The 18,589-nt window shown below is 66.0% G+C and carries 17 protein-coding genes; 9 read left to right on the top strand and 8 right to left on the bottom strand.

Annotated features, from left to right (window positions below):
- Window positions 1-169: 169 nt before the first annotated feature.
- The 4 genes from E6C48_RS05070 (at window position 170) to E6C48_RS05055 (ending at window position 5,307) form a co-directional block, all read left to right on the top strand.
- On the top strand, window positions 170-1,759 hold the full coding sequence (locus E6C48_RS05070) for an ABC transporter substrate-binding protein (protein WP_136354666.1): 1,590 nt from the start codon (window positions 170-172) through the stop codon (window positions 1,757-1,759).
- A 91-nt stretch (window positions 1,760-1,850) separates the two neighbouring features.
- A complete protein-coding gene (locus tag E6C48_RS05065) occupies window positions 1,851-2,810 on the top strand; it encodes an ABC transporter permease (RefSeq protein WP_136354664.1) in 960 nt (319 codons plus the stop codon).
- Window positions 2,811-2,819: 9 nt separating this feature from the next.
- Entirely contained in the window at window positions 2,820-3,650 is an 831-nt protein-coding gene (locus tag E6C48_RS05060) for an ABC transporter permease (protein WP_136354662.1), read from the top strand.
- A complete protein-coding gene (locus E6C48_RS05055; RefSeq protein ID WP_136354660.1) occupies window positions 3,643-5,307 on the top strand; it encodes an ABC transporter ATP-binding protein in 1,665 nt (554 codons plus the stop codon). The genes E6C48_RS05060 and E6C48_RS05055 overlap by 8 nt, the downstream gene beginning before the upstream one ends.
- Before the next feature lie 9 nt (window positions 5,308-5,316).
- Here the strand turns inward: E6C48_RS05055 and E6C48_RS05050 are convergent, their stop codons facing one another.
- The 6 genes from E6C48_RS05050 to E6C48_RS05025 all read right to left on the bottom strand — a co-directional run bounded on the left by E6C48_RS05050 (window position 5,317) and on the right by E6C48_RS05025 (window position 12,574).
- A complete protein-coding gene (locus E6C48_RS05050) occupies window positions 5,317-6,099 on the bottom strand; it encodes a carnitinyl-CoA dehydratase (protein ID WP_136354657.1) in 783 nt (260 codons plus the stop codon).
- Complete coding sequence (locus E6C48_RS05045; protein WP_136354655.1) at window positions 6,096-8,495, bottom strand: acetate--CoA ligase family protein; 2,400 nt, start codon at window positions 8,493-8,495, stop codon at window positions 6,096-6,098. The genes E6C48_RS05050 and E6C48_RS05045 overlap by 4 nt, the downstream gene beginning before the upstream one ends.
- Complete coding sequence (locus tag E6C48_RS05040; RefSeq protein WP_136354654.1) at window positions 8,492-9,226, bottom strand: DUF2161 domain-containing phosphodiesterase; 735 nt, start codon at window positions 9,224-9,226, stop codon at window positions 8,492-8,494. Before E6C48_RS05040 ends, E6C48_RS05045 begins: the two co-directional genes overlap by 4 nt.
- 9 nt (window positions 9,227-9,235) lie before the next feature.
- The gene (locus tag E6C48_RS05035; protein ID WP_136354652.1) at window positions 9,236-10,399 is read right to left on the bottom strand and encodes an acyl-CoA dehydrogenase family protein; all 1,164 of its coding nucleotides are present in this window, start codon (window positions 10,397-10,399) and stop codon (window positions 9,236-9,238) included.
- A 168-nt stretch (window positions 10,400-10,567) separates the two neighbouring features.
- Window positions 10,568-11,644: a 3-hydroxyacyl-CoA dehydrogenase NAD-binding domain-containing protein gene (locus E6C48_RS05030; protein ID WP_136354649.1), complete on the bottom strand. Its 1,077-nt coding sequence runs from the start codon at window positions 11,642-11,644 to the stop codon at window positions 10,568-10,570.
- Between the two features lie 12 nt (window positions 11,645-11,656).
- A complete protein-coding gene (locus tag E6C48_RS05025; protein ID WP_136354647.1) occupies window positions 11,657-12,574 on the bottom strand; it encodes a BKACE family enzyme in 918 nt (305 codons plus the stop codon).
- A gap of 81 nt (window positions 12,575-12,655) precedes the next feature.
- On the opposite strand from E6C48_RS05025, the gene E6C48_RS05020 reads away from it, so the two are divergent.
- The 5 genes from E6C48_RS05020 to E6C48_RS05000 all read left to right on the top strand — a co-directional run bounded on the left by E6C48_RS05020 (window position 12,656) and on the right by E6C48_RS05000 (window position 15,824).
- Entirely contained in the window at window positions 12,656-13,636 is a 981-nt protein-coding gene (locus E6C48_RS05020; RefSeq protein ID WP_136354645.1) for a GlxA family transcriptional regulator, read from the top strand.
- A 7-nt stretch (window positions 13,637-13,643) separates the two neighbouring features.
- Complete coding sequence (locus E6C48_RS22700) at window positions 13,644-13,913, top strand: hypothetical protein (protein WP_206086436.1); 270 nt, start codon at window positions 13,644-13,646, stop codon at window positions 13,911-13,913.
- 191 nt (window positions 13,914-14,104) lie between these two features.
- Window positions 14,105-14,698 carry a hypothetical protein gene (locus tag E6C48_RS05010; protein WP_136354643.1) on the top strand — a complete coding sequence of 198 codons (594 nt, stop codon included), beginning with the start codon at window positions 14,105-14,107 and terminating at the stop codon, window positions 14,696-14,698.
- Window positions 14,695-15,288 (top strand): hypothetical protein, encoded by a 594-nt coding sequence (locus E6C48_RS05005; RefSeq protein WP_136354641.1) that lies wholly within the window; start codon window positions 14,695-14,697, stop codon window positions 15,286-15,288. Before E6C48_RS05010 ends, E6C48_RS05005 begins: the two co-directional genes overlap by 4 nt.
- A gap of 29 nt (window positions 15,289-15,317) precedes the next feature.
- Window positions 15,318-15,824 (top strand): hypothetical protein, encoded by a 507-nt coding sequence (locus E6C48_RS05000; protein WP_136354639.1) that lies wholly within the window; start codon window positions 15,318-15,320, stop codon window positions 15,822-15,824.
- On the opposite strand, the gene E6C48_RS04995 is transcribed toward E6C48_RS05000, so the two are convergent.
- Together E6C48_RS04995 and xylA are read right to left on the bottom strand one after the other, a co-directional pair.
- Entirely contained in the window at window positions 15,815-17,071 is a 1,257-nt protein-coding gene (locus E6C48_RS04995; protein WP_136354637.1) for a hypothetical protein, read from the bottom strand. The two genes, E6C48_RS05000 and E6C48_RS04995, sit on opposite strands and share 10 nt — an antisense overlap.
- A gap of 124 nt (window positions 17,072-17,195) precedes the next feature.
- Window positions 17,196-18,506 carry a xylose isomerase gene (xylA, locus tag E6C48_RS04990; RefSeq protein ID WP_136354635.1) on the bottom strand — a complete coding sequence of 437 codons (1,311 nt, stop codon included), beginning with the start codon at window positions 18,504-18,506 and terminating at the stop codon, window positions 17,196-17,198.
- Window positions 18,507-18,589 lie beyond the last annotated feature (83 nt).

Genomic DNA, 18,589 nt, shown 5'->3' with positions numbered 1-18,589 from the left:
GCAAGGCCTGCCGCGACAATGTCGCTATCGGCGCATTGGTCCAAACACGACACACCATTTACGCCACGCTATGTCGCATTCGGCCTTGCGCTGGAGTTTCCCTTACGGCCATTATCCTCCTGACAAAAACAAGAATGGCTACGGCCGAACCGTCCAGTGAGGAGAACCCATGTCTAAAGAACTCGAATTCCTGAGCCACAGCGTGGCCAGAGGAAAACTCAGCCGTCGCGACTTTCTCGGCCGCGCCGCAGCGCTTGGCGTCAGCGCCGCCTTCGCCAACACGCTGCTTTCCGACGCGGCCCGCGCCGAAGGGCCGGTGAAGGGCGGCATGCTCAAGGCCGGCCTGCAAGGCGGCGAGTCCTCCAACGTGCTCGACCCTGCGCTGAACCTTTCCCAGGTGAACTTCAGCTTCGGCAAGTGCTGGGGCGAACTGCTGGTCGAACTGAAGCCCGATGGCGGCCTGGAAAACCGCATCGCCGAGGAGATCGGCTCCAGCCCCGACGCCAAGACCTGGACCATGAAGATCCGCAAGGGCATCCAGTTCCACGACGGCAAGGAAGTCGCGCCAGCCGACGTGATGGCGACGCTCGAGCGCCACGCGGACGAGAAGTCGAAATCGGCCGCGCTCGGCATCCTGCAGGGCATCGACACGATGAAGGTGGACGGCGATGCCGTCGTCGTCACGCTGAAGGACGCCAACGCCGACTTCCCCTACCTGATGGCGGACTATCACCTGGTCATCCAGCCGAACGGCGGCAAGGACAACCCGAACGCCGGCATCTCGGCCGGTCCCTACAAGGTCACCGTCAACGAGCCGGGCGTTCGCTACGGCGGCGAGAAGTTCGCCAACTACTGGCAGGGCGACAAGCTCGGCCACGCCGACCAGGTGGAGATCGTCGTCATCAACGACCCGACGGCACGCACCGCGGCGCTGCAGGGCGGCCAGGTCAACATGATCAACCGCGTCGAGCCGAAGATCGTCGACCTGATCAAGCGCGTCCCGGGCGTCACCATCCAGACGGTGTCGGGCCGCGGCTTCTATCCCTTCAACATGTTCTGCGACACCGCGCCCTTCGACAACAACGACCTCAGGATGGCGCTTAAGCTCGCCATGGACCGCGACGAGATGCTCGACAAGATCCTGCGCGGCTACGGCGAGGTCGGCAACGACATGCCGGTCAACAAGGCCTACCCGCTGTTCTCCGACGACATCGAGCAGCGCAAGTTCGACCCCGAGAAGGCGGCCGAATTCTACAAGAAGTCCGGCCACTCCGGCTCGATCCTTCTCAGAACCTCGGACGTCGCCTTCCCCGGCGCGGTGGACGCCGCCCAGCTCTACCAGCAGAGCTGCGCCAAGGCCGGCATCAAGATCGAGATCAAGCGCGAGCCGGGCGACGGCTACTGGTCGGAAGTGTGGAACAAGCAGCCCTTCTCGCTGTCCTACTGGGGCGGCCGGGCGACGCAGGACCAGATGTATTCCACCGCCTACATTTCCAGCGCCGACTGGAACGACACGCGCTGGAAGCGGCCGGAATTCGACAAGATGGTCATCGCCGCGCGCGGCGAACTGGACGAGGCCAAGCGCAAGAAGATGTATCGCGACATGGGCCTGATGATGCGCGACGAGGGCGGCCTGCTGGTGCCCTTCTTCAACCAGTACATCGACGCCTCCGGCAAGGGCGTGCAGGGCTGGGTGAACAACCCCGCGCAGGAAATGTGCGGCGGCTACGCGCTGGCGATGTGCTGGCTCGAAGCCTGACCGGCGATTGCGGGGCCGGCGCCGCGCGCCGGCCCCTTTCCTCCTCCACGCACGCATCCGCTCCAATCCGAGGCCCCGTGGCAGGCTTTCCATGTCCTTTCCGATCCTGAAACTGATCGCGCAGCGCATCGCGCTGGGCATCGTTCTCCTGTTCGCCGTTTCGATCCTGATCTTCGTCGGCACGCAGATCCTGCCCGGCGACGTGGCGCAGTCGATCCTCGGCCAGGCGGCGACGCCGCAGGCGCTGGCCAATCTGCGCGAGCAGCTCGGCCTCAACGATCCCGCCTATATCCGCTATTTCCGCTGGCTGGGCGGCGTGCTCACCGGCGACCTCGGCACGGCGCTGACCAGCGGCCAGGACATCGCCTCCTCCATCTGGCCCCGGCTGGAGAACACGCTGTTCCTCGCCGGCTGCGCGGCCGTCGTCGCGGTGCCGCTCGCCATCATCCTCGGCCTGCTCGCCGTGCGCTATCGCAACGGCCCCATCGACAAGATCATCTCGGCCTTCGCGCTCGCCTCCACCTCGTTTCCGGAATTCTTCATCGGCTACCTGCTGGTCTACTTCTTCGCCGTGAAATGGCAGGTCTTCCCCGCCATCTCGACCGTCTTCGACGGCATGCCGTTCCTGCAACGGCTGCAGGCGGTGGTGTTGCCGGCGACGGCGCTGACCTTGGTGGTGCTCGCCCATATGATGCGCATGACGCGCGCGGCGATCCTCAACGTCATGCAGTCGGCCTATATCGAGACGGCGGAACTGAAAGGCCTCAGGCCGTTCGACATCATTCGCAAGCACGCTTTCCCCAACGCGGTCGCGCCGGTGGTCAACGTCGTCATGCTCAACCTCGCCTATCTCGTGGTCGGCGTCGTCGTGATCGAGGTGATCTTCGTCTATCCCGGCATGGGACAATATCTGGTCGACCACGTCGCCAAGCGCGACGTGCCGGTGGTGCAGGCGGTCGGCCTGATCTTCGCCGCCGTCTACATCGTCTTGAACATCATCGCCGATATTGCCGCGATTCTCGCCAATCCGCGGCTCAGGCATCCGAAGTAGGGGGCGCCGATGCTTGACCTGAAACGCATCCCCCTCGGCGCCTGGCTCGGCCTCGTCCTTACCGGCCTGTTCCTCATCTGCGCCATCTTCGCGCCTTGGATCGCGCCGCACGGCAACGGCGAAATCGTCGGCGACGTGTGGGAACCGATGTCGGCGGCGCATCTTCTGGGCACCGACAATCTCGGCCGCGACCTGCTCTCGCGCATGATCTACGGCGCCCGCATCACCATCCTGATCGCAGTGCTCGCCACCGCGCTGTCCTTCTCGCTCGGCGCCATCCTCGGCTTCACCGCAGCCGCCGTCGGCGGCTGGTTCGATACGCTGGTGTCGCGCTTCGTCGACCTCCTGATGTCGATCCCGACGCTGATCTTCGGCCTCGTCGTGCTGTCGGTCCTGCCGACCAACACGCTGACGCTCATCCTCGTCATGGGCATTCTCGATTCCACCCGCGTCTATCGCCTGTCGCGCGCGGTGGCCGTCGACATCAACGTCATGGATTTCGTCGAGGCGGCGAAGCTGCGCGGCGAAGGCATGCGCTGGATCATCTTCCGCGAGATCCTGCCCAACGCGCTGTCGCCGCTGGTCGCCGAACTCGGCGTGCGCTTCATCTTCGCGGTGCTGTTCCTTTCGGCGCTGTCCTTCCTCGGCCTCGGCGTGCAGCCGCCGGACTCCGACTGGGGCGGCATGGTCAAGGAAAACAAAGACGGCATCGTCTTCGGCATTCCGGCGGCGCTGATCCCGGCGGCGGCCATCGCCGTGCTCGCCATCTCCGTCAATCTCGTCGCCGACTGGGTGCTGAACCGCACGACCGACCTCAAGGGAGGACGCGGCAATGGCTAAGACCACGACCCAGACGGCCAAGCCGGAAACGCTGCTCGACATCCGCAACCTGAGGATCGAGGCAACCGTCTATCCGCCCGGCGAGGCGCCGAAGGCCGTCACGCTCGTCCACGACGTCTCGCTGACCCTGAAGCGCGGCAAGGTGCTCGGCCTGATCGGCGAGTCCGGCGCCGGCAAGTCGACCATCGGCCTGTCCTCCATGGCCTACGGCCGCGGCGGCGTGCGCATCACCGGTGGTGAGATCGTGCTCAACGGCCGCGACATCCTCAAGGTCGGCGCCGGCGGCATCCGCAAGCTGCGCGGCCGTGAGGTGTGCTACGTGGCGCAATCGGCGGCGGCCGCCTTCAACCCCGCGCACAAGCTGATGGATCAGGTGGTGGAAGCCTCGCTGCTGCACGGCGTCGCCACCCGCGCCGAGGCCGAGAAGCGGGCCAAGGCGCTGTTCAAGAAGCTTTCGCTGCCCAATCCCGACACGATCGGCGAGCGCTATCCGCACCAGGTCTCGGGCGGCCAGCTGCAGCGCGTCATGACGGCGATGGCGCTGTGCTCGGAACCGGACCTGATCGTCTTCGACGAGCCGACGACGGCACTCGACGTCACCACCCAGATCGACGTGCTGGCGGCGATCAAGGACGCCATCCGCGACACCCATGTCGCCGCCCTCTACATCACCCACGACCTCGCCGTGGTGGCGCAGGTCTCCGACGAGATCATGGTGCTGCGCCACGGACGTCTGGTGGAATGGGGCGGCACGCGCCAGATCATCAAGGAACCCCGGCAGGAATACACCAACGCGCTGGTTTCGGTGCATGAGATCGAGCATCACGAGCAGAAGGCGGAAGGCGCGCCCTTCCTGTCGGTGAAGAACGTCACGGCGGCCTATGGCGGCGGCGCGGTGAAGGTGTTGAAGAACGTTTCGGTCGACATCCTGCCCGGCCAGACGCTGGCCGTGGTGGGCGAATCCGGCTCCGGCAAGTCGACGCTGGCGCGCGCCATTACCGGGCTTCTGCCGCCGGAACAGGGCACCGTCACCTTCGACGGGAGGCCGCTCGCCAACCGGCTGGCCGACCGGCCGAAGGAGGACCTGCGCCAGCTCCAGATGATCTACCAGATGGCCGACGTGGCGATGAATCCGCGCCAGACGGTCGGAACCATCATCGGCCGGCCGCTGGAATTCTATTTTGGCATGAGGGGTGCCGAACGCGACCGCCGCGTCACCCAGCTGCTCGACGAGATCGAGATGGGCAAGGGTTTCGCCGACCGCTATCCGGCGGAACTGTCCGGCGGGCAGAAGCAGCGCGTCTGCATCGCGCGCGCGCTGGCAGCCAAGCCCAAGCTCATCATCTGCGACGAGGTGACCTCGGCGCTCGACCCGCTGGTCGCCAACGGCATCCTGAAACTGCTGCTCAACCTGCAGCAACAGGAGAATGTCGCCTATCTCTTCATCACCCACGACCTCGCCACGGTGAAGTCGATCGCCGATTCCATCGCGGTGATGTATCGCGGCGAGGTGGTGCGCTACGGCTCCAAGAGCAAGGTGCTGACGCCGCCTTTCGACGCCTATACCGATCTTCTGCTTTCCTCCGTGCCGGAAATGGAGATCGGCTGGCTGGAAAAGGCCATCGCCGGCCGGCGCATGGAGAGCGCGGGGAACTGAAGACGACGCTTACCGTCCCTTCCACACCGGGTCGCGCTTCTCGGCGAAAGCCTTGAAACCTTCGAGATTGTCTTCCGAGCCGTAGAGCACATCGACGGTGGCGAGTTGCCTGCGGGTGACGCGGTTCATGATGTCCTGGAACTTTTGTCCCTCGGCCTCACGCGCCGTCTCCTTGATGGCGGCGAAGACCAGCGGCGGGCCGCCTGCGAGCAGGCGAGCGATCTCCCACACCCGGTCCTCCAGCTTTTCCTTCGGTAGCACCTCGTTGACGAGGCCCCAGCGATGCGCCTCGGCGGCATCCATCCAGCGGCCGGTCAAGAGCAGGTCCATGGCGACGTGGTAGGGGATGCGCTTCGGCAGCTTGATGGTCGCGGCATCGGCCAGCGTGCCGGCCTTGATCTCGGGCAGCGCGAAGGAGGAGTGGTCGGAGGCGTAGATCAGGTCGCAGGACAGCGCCAGTTCGAAGCCGCCGCCGACGGCCATGCCGTTGACGCAGGCGATGACCGGCTTGTTGAGGTCGCGCAGTTCCTGCAGGCCGGCGAAGCCGCCGACGCCGTAGTCGCCGTCCACCGCGTCGCCGCTGGCCGCGCCCTTCAGGTCCCAGCCGGCGCAGAAGAACTTGTCGCCCGCCGTCCTGACGATGGCGACGCGGAGTTCCGGATCGTCGCGGAACGCCTTGAACGTCTGGCCCATCAGCCGCGACGTCTCCATGTTGATGGCGTTGGCCTTCGGCCGGTCGAGCGTGACTTCGAGGATCGCGCCGTCGCGGCGCGTGGTGATGACGTCGGTCATGGCAAAGCTCCTGCGTTCCCCTCCCCCTCGAGGGGAGGGTGGCCGGACGAAGTCCGGTCGGGTGGGGTTGTCGCGGCCAAATGAGGGGCCGATCCATTTTCGGAAGTCGGCGCGCTGTCGGCGCCGACCCCCTCCGGCCGTGCAGCCTGTCCTCGTGGCCAAAGGCCAGACCCGGGGGCGGCCACCTCCCCCTCAAGGGGGGAGGAAAGAACGAGCAGCGCATCGGCGATCCAGGCGCCCTCGCCCTGCTTGCAAACGATCAGCGGGTTGACGTCCAGTTCTTCGATCGCATCGCCATGGGCGACGACGAAATCAGCGATGCCGGCGATGGCGTCGACCGCCGCCGCCAGATCGGCCCTGGCGCGGCCGCGATAGCCGTAGAGCAACGGGAACAGTTTCAGGCCGCGCAGCGCCGTCTCGATCTCCGTACGCGAAGCCGGCAGCAGCAGCGTGGCGCTGTCCTTCAGCAGTTCGACCAGCACGCCGCCCGAGCCCAGCGTCATCACCGGGCCGAACACGGCGTCGCGGGTGAAGCCGACGATGAGTTCGGCCACCCCGCCCTGTACCATGCGCTCGACATAGAGGCCGGCGCCGAGCGGCAGAAGCGCCTCGGCGGCCGCGCGCACATCGTCAGCGGATTCGAGATTGAGCCGCACCGCGCCGGCTTCCGACTTGTGGGCGACGCCCAGCGCTTTCAGCGCGACAGGAAAGCCGAGTTGTTCGGCCGCAGAGACGGCTTCCCGCACGCTGCCCGCACGCAGACCAGGCGGGACCGGCAGGCCGGCGGCGACAAGCATGGATTTGGCGGATGCCTCGTCGGGAGAGCTCGCCCCACACTCCGTCCCGGGCTTCGCCCGCGACACCTCTCCCCCGCTCGACGGGGGAGAGGAAGCGCCTCCATCACCGCCGCCCCCTTTCTCTCCCCCGTCGAGCGGGGGAGAGGTGTCAGGCGTAGCCTGACGGTGTGGGGGTCGACCTGCCACCGTCGAGGTCAATACCGGACGCCGCCACGCCTCGCCCACAAATGCCGCCGCTTCGGCCGCGTCGAAAGCCTCGGCGATGCCGTGGATCGGCACGATGCCGCGCCGCAGCAGCTCGGCCGAATGGCCTTCCGGCAGGTTCTCGCCCATTGACGCGACGATGGCGCCCTTGGCGCCGTTTTCCTTCAGCGCTTTCTCGAACGCATTGACCGTAATCCACCAGTCGGCGTCGGAGCAGCGGTCGGTACGCGGGAAATCCAGCACCAGAAGGTTGAGGCCGAAGCCGCCCGAGGCCATGGCGCAGAAGGTCGCCGTCAGCGCCTCCTCCTTGGCCCAGATATAGGTGTTGTAGTCGAGCGGATTGGCGACGGCCACCAGCGGCCCGAGCGTGTCCTGCACGCGCGCCTTGTGCGCCGCCTCCAGTGGCGGGAAATGCACGCCGCGCCCGACGGCGGTGTCCGCCATCACCGAGGCCTCGCCGCCGGAACAACTCATGGACGACAGTGTGCGCGATTCCAGCGACCCGACCGCATGCAGCAGCTTCAGGGCCTCGAGAAAGGACGGGATGGTATCCAGACGCGGAATGCCGAGCCGGCGCAGGAAGGCGTCGGAGGCGGCATCGGAGCCGGCCAGCGAGGCGGTGTGCGAGATGGTGGCGGCACGCGCCTGCTCGGAGCGGCCGACCTTCATGGCGACGATGGGCTTGTTCAATTCGCGCGCCCGCGCCGCCAGCCGTTCGAAGCCGGCGACTGAATCGAACCCCTCGATGTGCAGGCCGAGCGCGGTGACGCGGTCGTCCTCGATGAGCCCCAGCGCCATTTCCGACAGGCCCGTCTGCGCCTGGTTGCCCGCCGTCATCAGGAAGGCGACGGGCAGGCCGCGCGTCTGCATGGTGAGGTTGCAGGCGATGTTGGAGGACTGGGTGATGATGCCGACGCCGCGCTCGCCCGCGCCGAGCCGGCGGCCGCCATGCTGGTCGGGCCACAGAAGCGCGCCGTCGGCGTAGTTGATCAGGCCGTAGCAGTTCGGGCCGATGATCGGCATGGAACCGGCAGCATCGATCAGGTCCGCCTGCAGGCGCTCGCCGTCGGCATCGTAGCTGCCCGTCTCGCGAAAACCCGCGGCAAAGCAGATGGCTCCGCCCGCCCCCATGGCGGAAAGCTGGCGGATGATGTCGATGGTGAGATTGCGGTTGACGGCGACGAAGGCGGCGTCGGGCGCGCCCGGCAGATCGGCGACCGACTTGAAGGCCGGCACGCCGTGCACCTCGGCGCGGCTGGGATGCACCGGCCAGATCGCGCCGGCATAATTCATCTTCAGGCACTGCTCGACGACGTTGGTGCCGAAGGCGCCGCCGCCAATGATGGCAACGGACTTGGGGCGCAGGAGACGGGAAAGGTCGCGGACAGGCGTCATGGTTTGGCGATCACGGAAGGGTTGCTCGCGTCGGCCGTCGACGCGCGGAGTTTTTCGAGTTCCGGCAGATATTGAGCGGTCGCCTCCACGCCTTGCGGGCTCAAGGCGTAAATGCCGACGCCGATCCTCTCGAACCAGCCATAGTGATTGTCGGCCATCAGGCGACGCGCGTGGCCGATGCTGGTCTGGCGGGCGACCTCGGCGGCTTTCGTCGGGCCGCGTTCGTCGAGCAGGTTGAGGCAGCGCAACGCTTCCTGGCGATAGCCGGTCACCAGATTGCGCCGCGTCGCGCCGCCAAGGTTCGGGTCGCCGACCAGCCGTTCGAATTCCCGCAGAAGCCGCGTCTTTCGCGGCCTGGACTGCCGTGGCTTGTAGGGCGCGGGGTCGCAATGGATTTCGGTGTAGCCATCGGCGAGACGAACCGTGATCAGGCCAAGACCGAGCCGCCGGCACAGCTTCCTGTTCTCGACCAGCGCCTTCAACGATGCACGCCCCGTTCCGCGCGGCACGGCGACATAGACCGCGTCGCTGATCGCCTGGCGCTGGATCGCCTGATGGAACAGCGACAGCGAGAAACCGGCCTTCAATTCGACGATCACGGGTTCGTCGCCTTCGCGCATGGCGACGACGTCGGCTGCGCTGACCTCGCCCTTGACCGTATAGCCCTGCGTTTCGAGCAGACGCTTCACGGGCAGGTAAAGGTCGGTTTCCTTGATGCCGGTCTTCGCCATTTCGCCGGACTATCCCCCGACAGCCCTGAGCAAGGCCCGCGAAATGATGTGCCGTTGTATCTCGCTGGTCCCTTCCCAGATGCGCTCGACGCGGGCGTCGCGCCAGATGCGCTCCAAGGGCAGGTCGTCCATCAGGCCCATGCCGCCGTGGATCTGGATCGCCTCGTCGGCGATGAAGGCCAGAACCTCCGTCGCCTTCAGCTTGGCCATCGCCATGTCCTCGTCGGTGACGGTGCCCTGGTCGTATTTCCAGCCGGCCTCGCGGGTCAGCAATTCGGCTGCCTTCAGCTCGGTCGCCATGTCGGCCAGCTTGAAGGACACGCCCTGGAACTTGCCGATCTGCTGGCCGAACTGCTGGCGCTGCGCGGCATATTCGATCGAGTGCGCCAGCGCGCGTTCGGCGCGGCCGAGGCAGGTGGATGCCACCTGGAGCCGGGTGGCGCCGAGCCACGAATTGGCGACCTCGAAGCCCTTGTGGACTTCGCCGAGCACCTGTTCCTTCGGCAGGCGGCAGTCGTCGAATTCCAGCACGGCGTTGGTGTAGCCGCGATGCGAGACGTTGCGGTAGCCCTCGCGCACAGCAAAGCCCTTCGTGCCCTTGTCGACGAAGAAAGCGGTGATCTTCTTACGCTTGCCGCGTGGGGAATCCTCCTCGCCCGACGCCATGAAGACGATAGCGAAACCGGCGATATCGGCATGGCTGATAAAATGCTTGGTGCCGTTCAGGACAAAATCGTCGCCGTCCTGTACGGCGGTCGCCTTCATGCCGCGCAGGTCCGAGCCGGCGCCGGGCTCGGTCATGGCCAGGCAATCCCATGTCTCGCCACGGATGCAGGGATAGAGATACTTCTCCTTCTGTTCCTCGGTGCCGGCGAGCAGGATGTTGGAGGGCCGCGCCACGCAGGTCCAGTGCAGCGCGTAGTTGGCCTTGCCCAGTTCCTTCTCGTAGAGCAGCCAGGACAGCGTATCCAAGCCCGCGCCGCCGACTTCGGCCGGCATGTTGGCGGCATAGAGCCCGGCGGCCAGCGCTTTCTGCTGGAGCTCCTTGATCAGGTCCATCTCGAGCTTGCCGGTGCGCTCCACCTCCCGCTCGTGCGGGTAAAGCTCGTTCTCGACGAAGGCGCGGGTGGTGTCGACGATGGCGCGCTGTTCTTCCGAAAGGCCGAAGTTCATGGCTTCACCTGTAACATTGGTCGTGCATCCTTCGAGGCTCGCTTCGCTCGCACCTCAGGATGAGGGAGGTCAGCGCAAACGCTTCGTGCCGGGTTTGGCGCCCTGCGGTCCTCATCCTGAGGTGCGAGCGAAGCGAGCCTCGAAGGACGCACGACGGATTTCATGACGTCAGGCTTTCTTTGCCTTCTTCTTCACCGGCTTGGCCGCCTTCGCCTTGGCGGCGGCCTTGGAGACCGGCTTCTTCGCCGCCGCCAGCTTGCCGAGGCGCTTGACGTAGTCCTTGTGTAGCGCGCCGGCGCCCCAGCCCTTGCCCTTGTTGGTCTTCGACAGCACGTCCATGATGCCGACGAGGTTCTCGTCGCGGATTTTTTCCAGTTCCCGGATCGACCATTGCGCGGACTGGTCGTCGGACTGGGAGGCGATCAGGTCGACCAGCTCGTCGTTGAACTCCGGCACGTCCATCAGCTTGGTCCACGGCCATTTCAGGCAAGGCCCGAACTGCGCCATGAAGTGGCGCATGCCGGCCTCGCCGCCGGCGACGCGGTAGACCTGGAACATGCCCATCTGCGCCCAACGCAGGCCGAAGCCATAGCGCATGATGTCGTCCAGTTCCTCGACCGAGCAGATGCCGTCCTTGATGAGCCACAGCGCCTCGCGCCATGCCGCTTCCAGCAGGCGGTCACCGACGAAGGCCTCGATCTCCTTGCGGATGACCACCGGCTTCATGCCGATGGAGGCATAGATCTCCTTGGCGACCTCGATCGCCTCCGGGAAGGTCTGGGCGCCGCCGACGATCTCGACGATCGGCAGGAGATAGACCGGGTTGAACGGGTGGGCGACGACCAGCCGCTCGGGGTGTTTCTTCATTGCCACCTGCATGTCGGACGGTTTTATCCCCGAGGTGGAGGAGCCGACGATGGCGTTGGCAGGCGCGTGCAGGTCGATCTCGGCCAGCACCTTGTGCTTGAGGTCGAGCCGTTCCGGCACGCTTTCCTGGATCAGGTCGGCGTCGGTCACGGCTTCGGCGATGGTTTTGGCGAAGGTCAGCTTGCCCTCCTTGGGCAGGCCGTCAGGAAGCATCCGCTTGTAGGCGCGGCGCGCGCCCTTCATCACTTCAGAGACCTTGCGCGAGGCCTCCGGATCGGGATCGAAGATCGAAACGTCGATGCCGTTGAGCAACAGGCGCGCGACCCAGCCGGCGCCGATAACCCCGCCGCCGACGGCGGCTGCCTTGGTGATGGTCATGACTATTTCCCCCTATGCCGCCAGCGGCGCGCGCTTGGTGAGGCCGAGCTTCTTGCGCACCTCTTCCGGTCCCAGCACGCGCGCGCCCATGCGCTCGACGATGCCGACGGCGCGCTCCACCAGCTGCGCATTGGTGGCGAGCACGCCCTTGTCGAGCCACAGATTGTCTTCCAGCCCGACGCGGACATTGCCGCCGGCGAGCACGGCCGCCGCCGCATAGGCCATCTGGTTGCGGCCGAGCGAGAAGGCCGACCAGGTCCAGTCCGACGGCACGTTGTTGACCATCGCCATGAAGGTGTTGAGGTCGTCCGGCGCGCCCCACGGCACGCCCATGCAGAGCTGCACCAGCGCATCCGCCTTCAGCACCTTTTCCTCGACCAGCTGCTTGGCGAACCACAGGTGGCCGGTGTCGAAGGCCTCGATCTCCGGCTTGATGCCCATTTCCGTCATCATGGAGCCCATGGCGCGCAGCATGCCGGGCGTATTGGTCATCACGTAGTCGGCTTCGTTGAAGTTCATCGTGCCGCAGTCGAGCGTACAGATTTCCGGCAGGCACTGGCGCACATGCTCGACGCGGTTGGTGGCGCCACCCATATCGGTGCCCTGCTCTCTCAGCGGCAACGGGCTCTCGACGTCGCCGAACACCATGTCGCCGCCCATGCCGGCGGTGAGGTTCAGTACCACGTCGACGTTCGCCGCGCGGATGCGCTCGGTCACTTCGCGGTAGAGCGAAACGTCGCGACGCGGCTTGCCCGTCTCGGGATCGCGCACATGACAGTGGACGATGGCAGCACCCGCCTTGGCCGCCTCGATCGCCGAATCAGCGATCTGCTTGGGCGAACGCGGCACATGCGGGCTGCGGTCCTGCGTGCCGCCCGATCCGGTCACGGCACAGGTGATGAAAACCTCCCGGTTCATGGCAAGCGGCATCGTCATCCTCCCGGCTGCTGCATCCAGATATCGATCATCGCCCCGCTTGCGCGGCCATGCTTCGCGTTTTACGAAGGCAACATGCCACAAACCGCAAGAGCGACGGTCTTCCGCACCGAACATGCGCCGCTGAGGGTGACGTTCCTGGTGTTCTCCGGCGCGTCCATCATGTGCGTGGCGTCGGCCGTCGATCCGCTGCGCGCCGCCAACCGCATCGCCGGCGAGAGGCTGTTCGATTTCCGGCTGGTGTCGGTCACTGGCGAGGCGCCGGTGACCACCTGCGGCCTGCCGGTCGCCGTTTCCGGCCGCTTCGATCCAACCGAGAAGACCGACATGCTGGCGGTGGTGGCCGGCTTCGGCACGCAGAACTACGCCACAGCGGCGTTGCTGTCGGGGCTCAGGCGGGCAGCGCGCGGGTGCAGAGCCTATGGCGGCATCGAGGCCGGCACATGGCTGGTCGGCCGCGCCGGCCTGCTGGACGGCCGCGCCGCGACGACGCACTGGGAGGATATGGAGGATTTCGCCGCCGCCTTTCCCGATGCCGACGTCAGGCCCGACCGCTACGTCATCGACGGTCCCGCCTTCACCACCGGGGGTGCCGCGCCGACCTTCGACCTGATGCTGCACCTGATCCGCTCGCGGCTCGGCATGGCGGTGGCGCTCGATGTCGCCAGCGTCTTCATCTACGACCAGGCACGGGCCGCGACCGACGCGCAGCCGCTGGTGTCGCTCGGCCGGCTCGACGGCTACGACCCGAGACTGGCACAGGCGATCCGGCTGATGGAGGCGCATGTCGAGGCGCCGGTGACGGTGGAAGCCATCGCGCGGCGGGCGGGCGTGACGCCGCGCACGCTGGAGACGATCTTCTCCCGGTCGATCGGCGAGACGCCGGGCGCCTACTACCTGCGGCTCAGGCTGACGGCGGCGCGCAAGCTGGTCACCGACACACGCCTGCCACTCGCCGAAATCGCCGGGCGGACGGGGTTTTCGTCCGGCTCGGCGTTTTCGAGGGCGTTTTCGAGGGCGTTCGGGCAGGCGCCCGTCCGATTGCGGCAGAGCTGAGGGATAGTTGTCGGGCGGCGTCCTTGCGGCCGTCGCCAGCGCCGTCGAGCATGTCGCGCATGCGCCGGGCGAGATGCGTTTCCAGCCGGCCGATGACGGCGCGGTCCCATTCGTTGGCGGCATCGGCGGCCGGACGCGGCATCGCCATCAACCGGTCGAAGATGGAGCCTGCCTCGCCGCCGCGCGAGAGAAGGGCGTCGATCTGGTAGTCTGTATGCATGACGTTCGCCTCCTTTCCAGTTCGTCGCGATATGCCCAGACTATACGGGTTACGTGACGGCTGTTTGAAGGCAAGACAAAGGCGATTGAGGGGCCGGCCGGGGCAAAGTTTTGTCCCGAAATCACGGCTTTGCGAAATCGCCTCCCCGGCGCGGCCGACGGTTAACCGCTGTAACAATTGTTGTGCCGGGACTGCTCGCGAAAATTGTAAAAGGGCGGCGGGGCGCATCGCATACGGACCCGCCGCGGATGACGGAACCGACACGAGCGACGGTAAGGCAAAGGCTGTACGCATTCCTGATCGCGGGCCTGGGCGGGCTGGCCGCATCGGCCGTTTCGTTTTCGATGGCCGTCTACGAGGCCGCCCATCCACCCGAGACGCCGGCGGTGGCCGCCGGCCAGCAGATCGACACCGGCCGCTGGTTCGTGACCTTGCGCTCGGCGCGCATCGGCACCATTTCGCCGACCGGCGTGCCGCCTTCGAACCCAAAGCAACTCATCATGGTGGATCTCGACGTGGTGAACCGCTCGGCGATGCCGAACAATCTCCTCGGCAAAGTCGTCGTCCCCGCCCCGCTGGCAGCCCCGGCGGGCGCAGTGCCGGAAATTCCGACGACTTACCTCGATCGGGACAAGTATTTTGCCAACCACATAAACCCGAACATGCCCGAACGGGTGACGATGGCCTGGACCTGGCCGCAGGACATGCCGGTGCCCGAGACGCTGACAGTCATCGTCAAGGGCGAGATCTACAAGCTGCGCGACAATCTTTACGGCGCAACCGGCTGGTATGACGGCGATCCGGTGGCGACCGTCGAACTGCCGGTGGAGCGGGTTCCGTGATCGGCACGCTGCGCACGGCGCTCGCCCTTCTGTTCGCGGCCGCCGTGCTCTACGGCCTGCAGCACACGCGGCCGCGCTACAGCCAGATCACCTCGCCGATCGTCACGACGGGAGGCATGAACGAACGGGTCCAGACCGGCAATTTCGCGCTGTCGCTGGACAGCGTGCGGGTGGCCCGCGCACTCGACGTCGAAACCTTTGGCAAGACGAAAGCCTATACGACGCCGGGCGTGTGGGTCGTTGTCGAGGGTACGGCCGAAGCGCGCCACGAGACGCTTTCCCTCACCTCGGCCGACTGGATCAGCACGGCGGGCGTCCGCTATGCCCTGACCGACCGCATACCGGCCACGATCGAGATGCTGCCGGGAGACGTGAACCAGCCGGGTCTGCCGCGCCGCGCGCTGCTCGTCTTCGAGATGCCGCAGGAGGCGGTCGCCGGCGGCTCCGTCGCGGTGACGCGCAGCAAGCTGTCGCCGCTGGACGACGAGGTGCAGATCGCCGTGGATGCCGACACTGACCGGACGGAGCCGAAGATCACGCTCCGCCGCAACAACGAGGGCTTTCCTTGGACCGTCCTACCGCAGCGATGACACCGTCCCGGCGCGGCTACTGGCTGAGCATGGCTGCCCTGGCCGTTGCCCTGCCGGCGGCGCTGGCCGTGAGCGGCTGGGGCTCTTTCGTCAACTGGCGCGCAGTGAACGTCCGCGAGCCCACGGCTGCGCAGGTGGGACAGAAAGTCGACTACGCCGGTGCGCAATGGACGGTGACGCGCCTGACACGGCTGGCCGGTGGAGAAGGCCGCGCGGTGGTGCTCGCCGAATTCGAGGCGGTGATCCCCGATCCCAAGGCGTTCGCCAACGTTCCCTGTCAGATCGGCCTTTCCGACGGCGAAGGCCGCACATGGCAGCCGGTGTTTTTGGGCGACCCCGTTGTCAGGAAGATGTATCCGGAGGCGCTCCAGAGGGCCTTGTGCGGCGGGCCGAGTTTCGCTGAGGCCAAGGGCGGCGAGCCCGTCAGGATGGCGGCGAGCTTCGCCATCCCTGCTTCGGCGAGCGACCTCAAACTGTCGGTCGCCCTGCTCTCCGCGCTGCCTGCCTATCTGAGCGTCAGCGAGCCTCAGCCCTGAATTGCAGCGGCATTGCGTTCCCGTGCGCTTCCCTGCGCGACCGCCGTTTCCAGCACGGCCGCCAGCAGGGCGATGCGAACCGCATCCAGCACTATGCCGCCGTTCATATCGCTCGGACTGCCGATGAACACGCTGATGATATCGGCGAAAACCTGCCAGGTCGCCAGATCATGCGCGCCGATCAGTCTTGTCAGGCCATACCATAGCCACATGCCCGTCCACGAAATCGCCTGATAGGCGATGACGAAGGTGATCAGCGTGGCAAGGCCGGCGCCGAGGGTCAGCTTCAGGCATGTCCACACCGGCGCATAGCGGCTGCGATAGCCGCCGAGAAAATGCCGGGTGAAATCTTGCAGCCACCTGCGCCAGGTGCTGGAGCGCGACGGCGCGGGCGAAGCGGCGGGTGGCGCCGAAAGCTCGTAGCCGTTGATGACGGCGGCCATCACCAGCCAGACCATCGGCAGCAGCGCGTAGAAGAAGAGAGCCTGCAGCTGATCGCCAAGCGGAACCGGCCGGAACTCGACCGGAACGAAGTCACCCGACGCCCAGGCCGCCGTTACCGGCGAAAGAAGATCGAACGCGTTCTGCTGCAGGATCGAGGCAGCGCCGAGCCAGCGGATGAACTGATCCTTCCACACGCTGAGCGCGTAAAGACCAATGAATATCCATGTCGCGTCGGCCGCCACCACGACCAGACGCCAGTAGGGATGGGATGCGCGGCCGTTGAGCCACTTGGCAGCAAACCGCACTAGCCAACAGGCCACGATGGACAGGATGACGCCGCCGGATTGCAGGATGGAAAAGATGTCGAGCCTCTCGCCGAACGCGACCTGCGCAAGCGCCATGCGCGAATATTCGCGCACGGTGTCGCCGAGAAAGCCCCAGGCGGCATAATAGGCGAAGAAGGGAAGGACGGCTGCGGCGGTGATGGCGAGGATCGGTTCGCGCCGGTTTTCGTCGGAGGCCTTGCCGGCGGCGCTGCGGCGCAGGGCCATGAGCGCCGGCAGGAAGGGACGCAGCACCACGAACATCATGACCAGCACGGTGAGCTTGGCAAGCACGACGAAAGAGAGGACGACCATGCCGCCAAGCGGGAAGCCGAGGCCGACCTTGACCGCGCCCTGCAACAGGAGATCGCGGGCGATCATGCCGAGACAGCCGATCAGCAGCAATTGCGGCCAGCAGGCGACGAGCAGCCGGCCCGTCAGGGCCAATGGCCGGACAATGTCGTCAAGCGTCTGCGTCATGGCGTCTCGCGGCTCCGTAGGGTCGCGGCATCATTCCCATGGACGGGGGCGGGTTCAAACCGTCCGCGGTCGATTTGATCGCCGGTAACGCAAGTTTACCGTGCCGGCAGCGGCACGCTCCTTCTCACACGTAGCGGTTGACGATGTTCTCCAGGAATTCCTGCCGGCCGGAACGCGGCTCCGGCTCGATCCCGTCCTTGACGACGCGCCGGGCGACGTCTTCCAGCGTGCGCTTGCCCGAAAGCATCGCCTGCGCCTCCGCCCCTTTCCAGCCGGCATAGCGTTCGGCCAGCGGGTCGGACAGCGCCTTGTCCTCGACCATGCGAGTCGCCGCCTTCAGGCCGCGCGCGCAGCAGTCCATGCCGCCGATATGGGCGATCAGGAGGTCCTGCGGGTCGAGCGACTGGCGCCTGAGCTTGGCGTCGAAGTTGGTGCCGCCTGTGGTGAAGCCGCCGGCCTGCAGCACCTGATAATAGGCGAGCGCCATTTCCGGCACGTTGTTGGGGAACTGGTCGGTATCCCAGCCGGACTGGTAGTCGTTGCGGTTCATGTCGATGGAGCCGAAGATGCCGAGTGCGTTGGCGAGTGCCAGTTCGTGCTCGAAGGAATGGCCGGCGAGGATCGCATGGCCCTGCTCGATGTTGACCTTGACCTCGCCCTCCAGCCCGAACTTCTTCAGGAAGCCGTACACCGTCGCCACGTCGTAGTCATACTGGTGCTTGGTCGGCTCCTGCGGCTTCGGCTCGATCAGGATCGTGCCCTTGAAGCCGATGCGGTGCTTGTAGTCGACCACCATGGAGAGGAAGCGGCCGGCCTGTTCCTGCTCCTGTTTCAGGTCGGTGTTCAGCAGCGTCTCGTAGCCCTCGCGGCCGCCCCACAAAACATAGTTCTCGCCGCCGAGCTTTTTCGTCACGTCGATGCAGCTCTTCACCGTGGCGGCGGCGTAAGCGAACACGTCCGGATCGGGATTGGTCGCGGCACCCGCCATGAAGCGCCGGTGCGAGAAGAGATTCGCCGTGCCCCACAAGAGCTTGACGCCCGTCTCCTTCTGCTTGGCGGCAAAGATGTCGGCGATCTCGTCGAGGCGGGCAGCACTTTCGGCGAAGTTTTTGCCCTCCGGCCGCACGTCGGCGTCGTGGAAGCAATAGAAGGGTACGCCAAGCAGCGAAAACATTTCGAAGGCGACGTCGGCCTTCAACTTCGCCTTGTCCATCGTGTCGCCAAACCACGGCCGCTCGAAAGTCTGCCCGCCGAACGGGTCGCCGCCCGGCCAGGCGAAGGAATGCCAGTAGGCGACCGAAAAGCGCAGATGGTCCTCCATGCGCTTGCCGGCGACCATCTCGTCGGGATCGTAGAAGCGATAGGCGAGCGGATTGGTCGAATCCGGACCCTCGTACCGGATTTTCCTGATGTCGCCGAAGAAGCCGGTGCTCACGTCATGTCCTCCTGAAATTTCTGGCTGCGGCCTCGCCGCGATTACCCGGGACGTAATTGGTTTGCCGACAAGGACGGGGGAAA

Source organism: Ollibium composti (genome assembly GCF_004801285.1).
GTDB lineage: Bacteria > Pseudomonadota > Alphaproteobacteria > Rhizobiales > Rhizobiaceae > Mesorhizobium > Mesorhizobium composti.
This window is presented reverse-complemented; position numbering and strand designations above follow the sequence as displayed.

Excerpts from the sequence above, each read along its gene's own strand:
- E6C48_RS05070 (WP_136354666.1), top strand. The coding sequence starts at position 170 with ATGTCTAAAGAACTCGAATTCCTGAGCCACAGCGTGGCCAGAGGAAAA.
- E6C48_RS05065 (WP_136354664.1), top strand. The coding sequence starts at position 1,851 with ATGTCCTTTCCGATCCTGAAACTGATCGCGCAGCGCATCGCGCTGGGC.
- E6C48_RS05060 (WP_136354662.1), top strand. The coding sequence starts at position 2,820 with ATGCTTGACCTGAAACGCATCCCCCTCGGCGCCTGGCTCGGCCTCGTC.
- E6C48_RS05055 (WP_136354660.1), top strand. The coding sequence starts at position 3,643 with ATGGCTAAGACCACGACCCAGACGGCCAAGCCGGAAACGCTGCTCGAC.
- E6C48_RS05050 (WP_136354657.1), bottom strand. The coding sequence starts at position 6,099 with ATGACCGACGTCATCACCACGCGCCGCGACGGCGCGATCCTCGAAGTC.
- E6C48_RS05045 (WP_136354655.1), bottom strand. The coding sequence starts at position 8,495 with ATGACGCCTGTCCGCGACCTTTCCCGTCTCCTGCGCCCCAAGTCCGTT.
- E6C48_RS05040 (WP_136354654.1), bottom strand. The coding sequence starts at position 9,226 with ATGGCGAAGACCGGCATCAAGGAAACCGACCTTTACCTGCCCGTGAAG.
- E6C48_RS05035 (WP_136354652.1), bottom strand. The coding sequence starts at position 10,399 with ATGAACTTCGGCCTTTCGGAAGAACAGCGCGCCATCGTCGACACCACC.
- E6C48_RS05030 (WP_136354649.1), bottom strand. The coding sequence starts at position 11,644 with ATGACCATCACCAAGGCAGCCGCCGTCGGCGGCGGGGTTATCGGCGCC.
- E6C48_RS05025 (WP_136354647.1), bottom strand. The coding sequence starts at position 12,574 with ATGCCGCTTGCCATGAACCGGGAGGTTTTCATCACCTGTGCCGTGACC.
- E6C48_RS05020 (WP_136354645.1), top strand. The coding sequence starts at position 12,656 with ATGCCACAAACCGCAAGAGCGACGGTCTTCCGCACCGAACATGCGCCG.
- E6C48_RS05010 (WP_136354643.1), top strand. The coding sequence starts at position 14,105 with ATGACGGAACCGACACGAGCGACGGTAAGGCAAAGGCTGTACGCATTC.
- E6C48_RS05000 (WP_136354639.1), top strand. The coding sequence starts at position 15,318 with ATGGCTGCCCTGGCCGTTGCCCTGCCGGCGGCGCTGGCCGTGAGCGGC.
- E6C48_RS04995 (WP_136354637.1), bottom strand. The coding sequence starts at position 17,071 with ATGACGCAGACGCTTGACGACATTGTCCGGCCATTGGCCCTGACGGGC.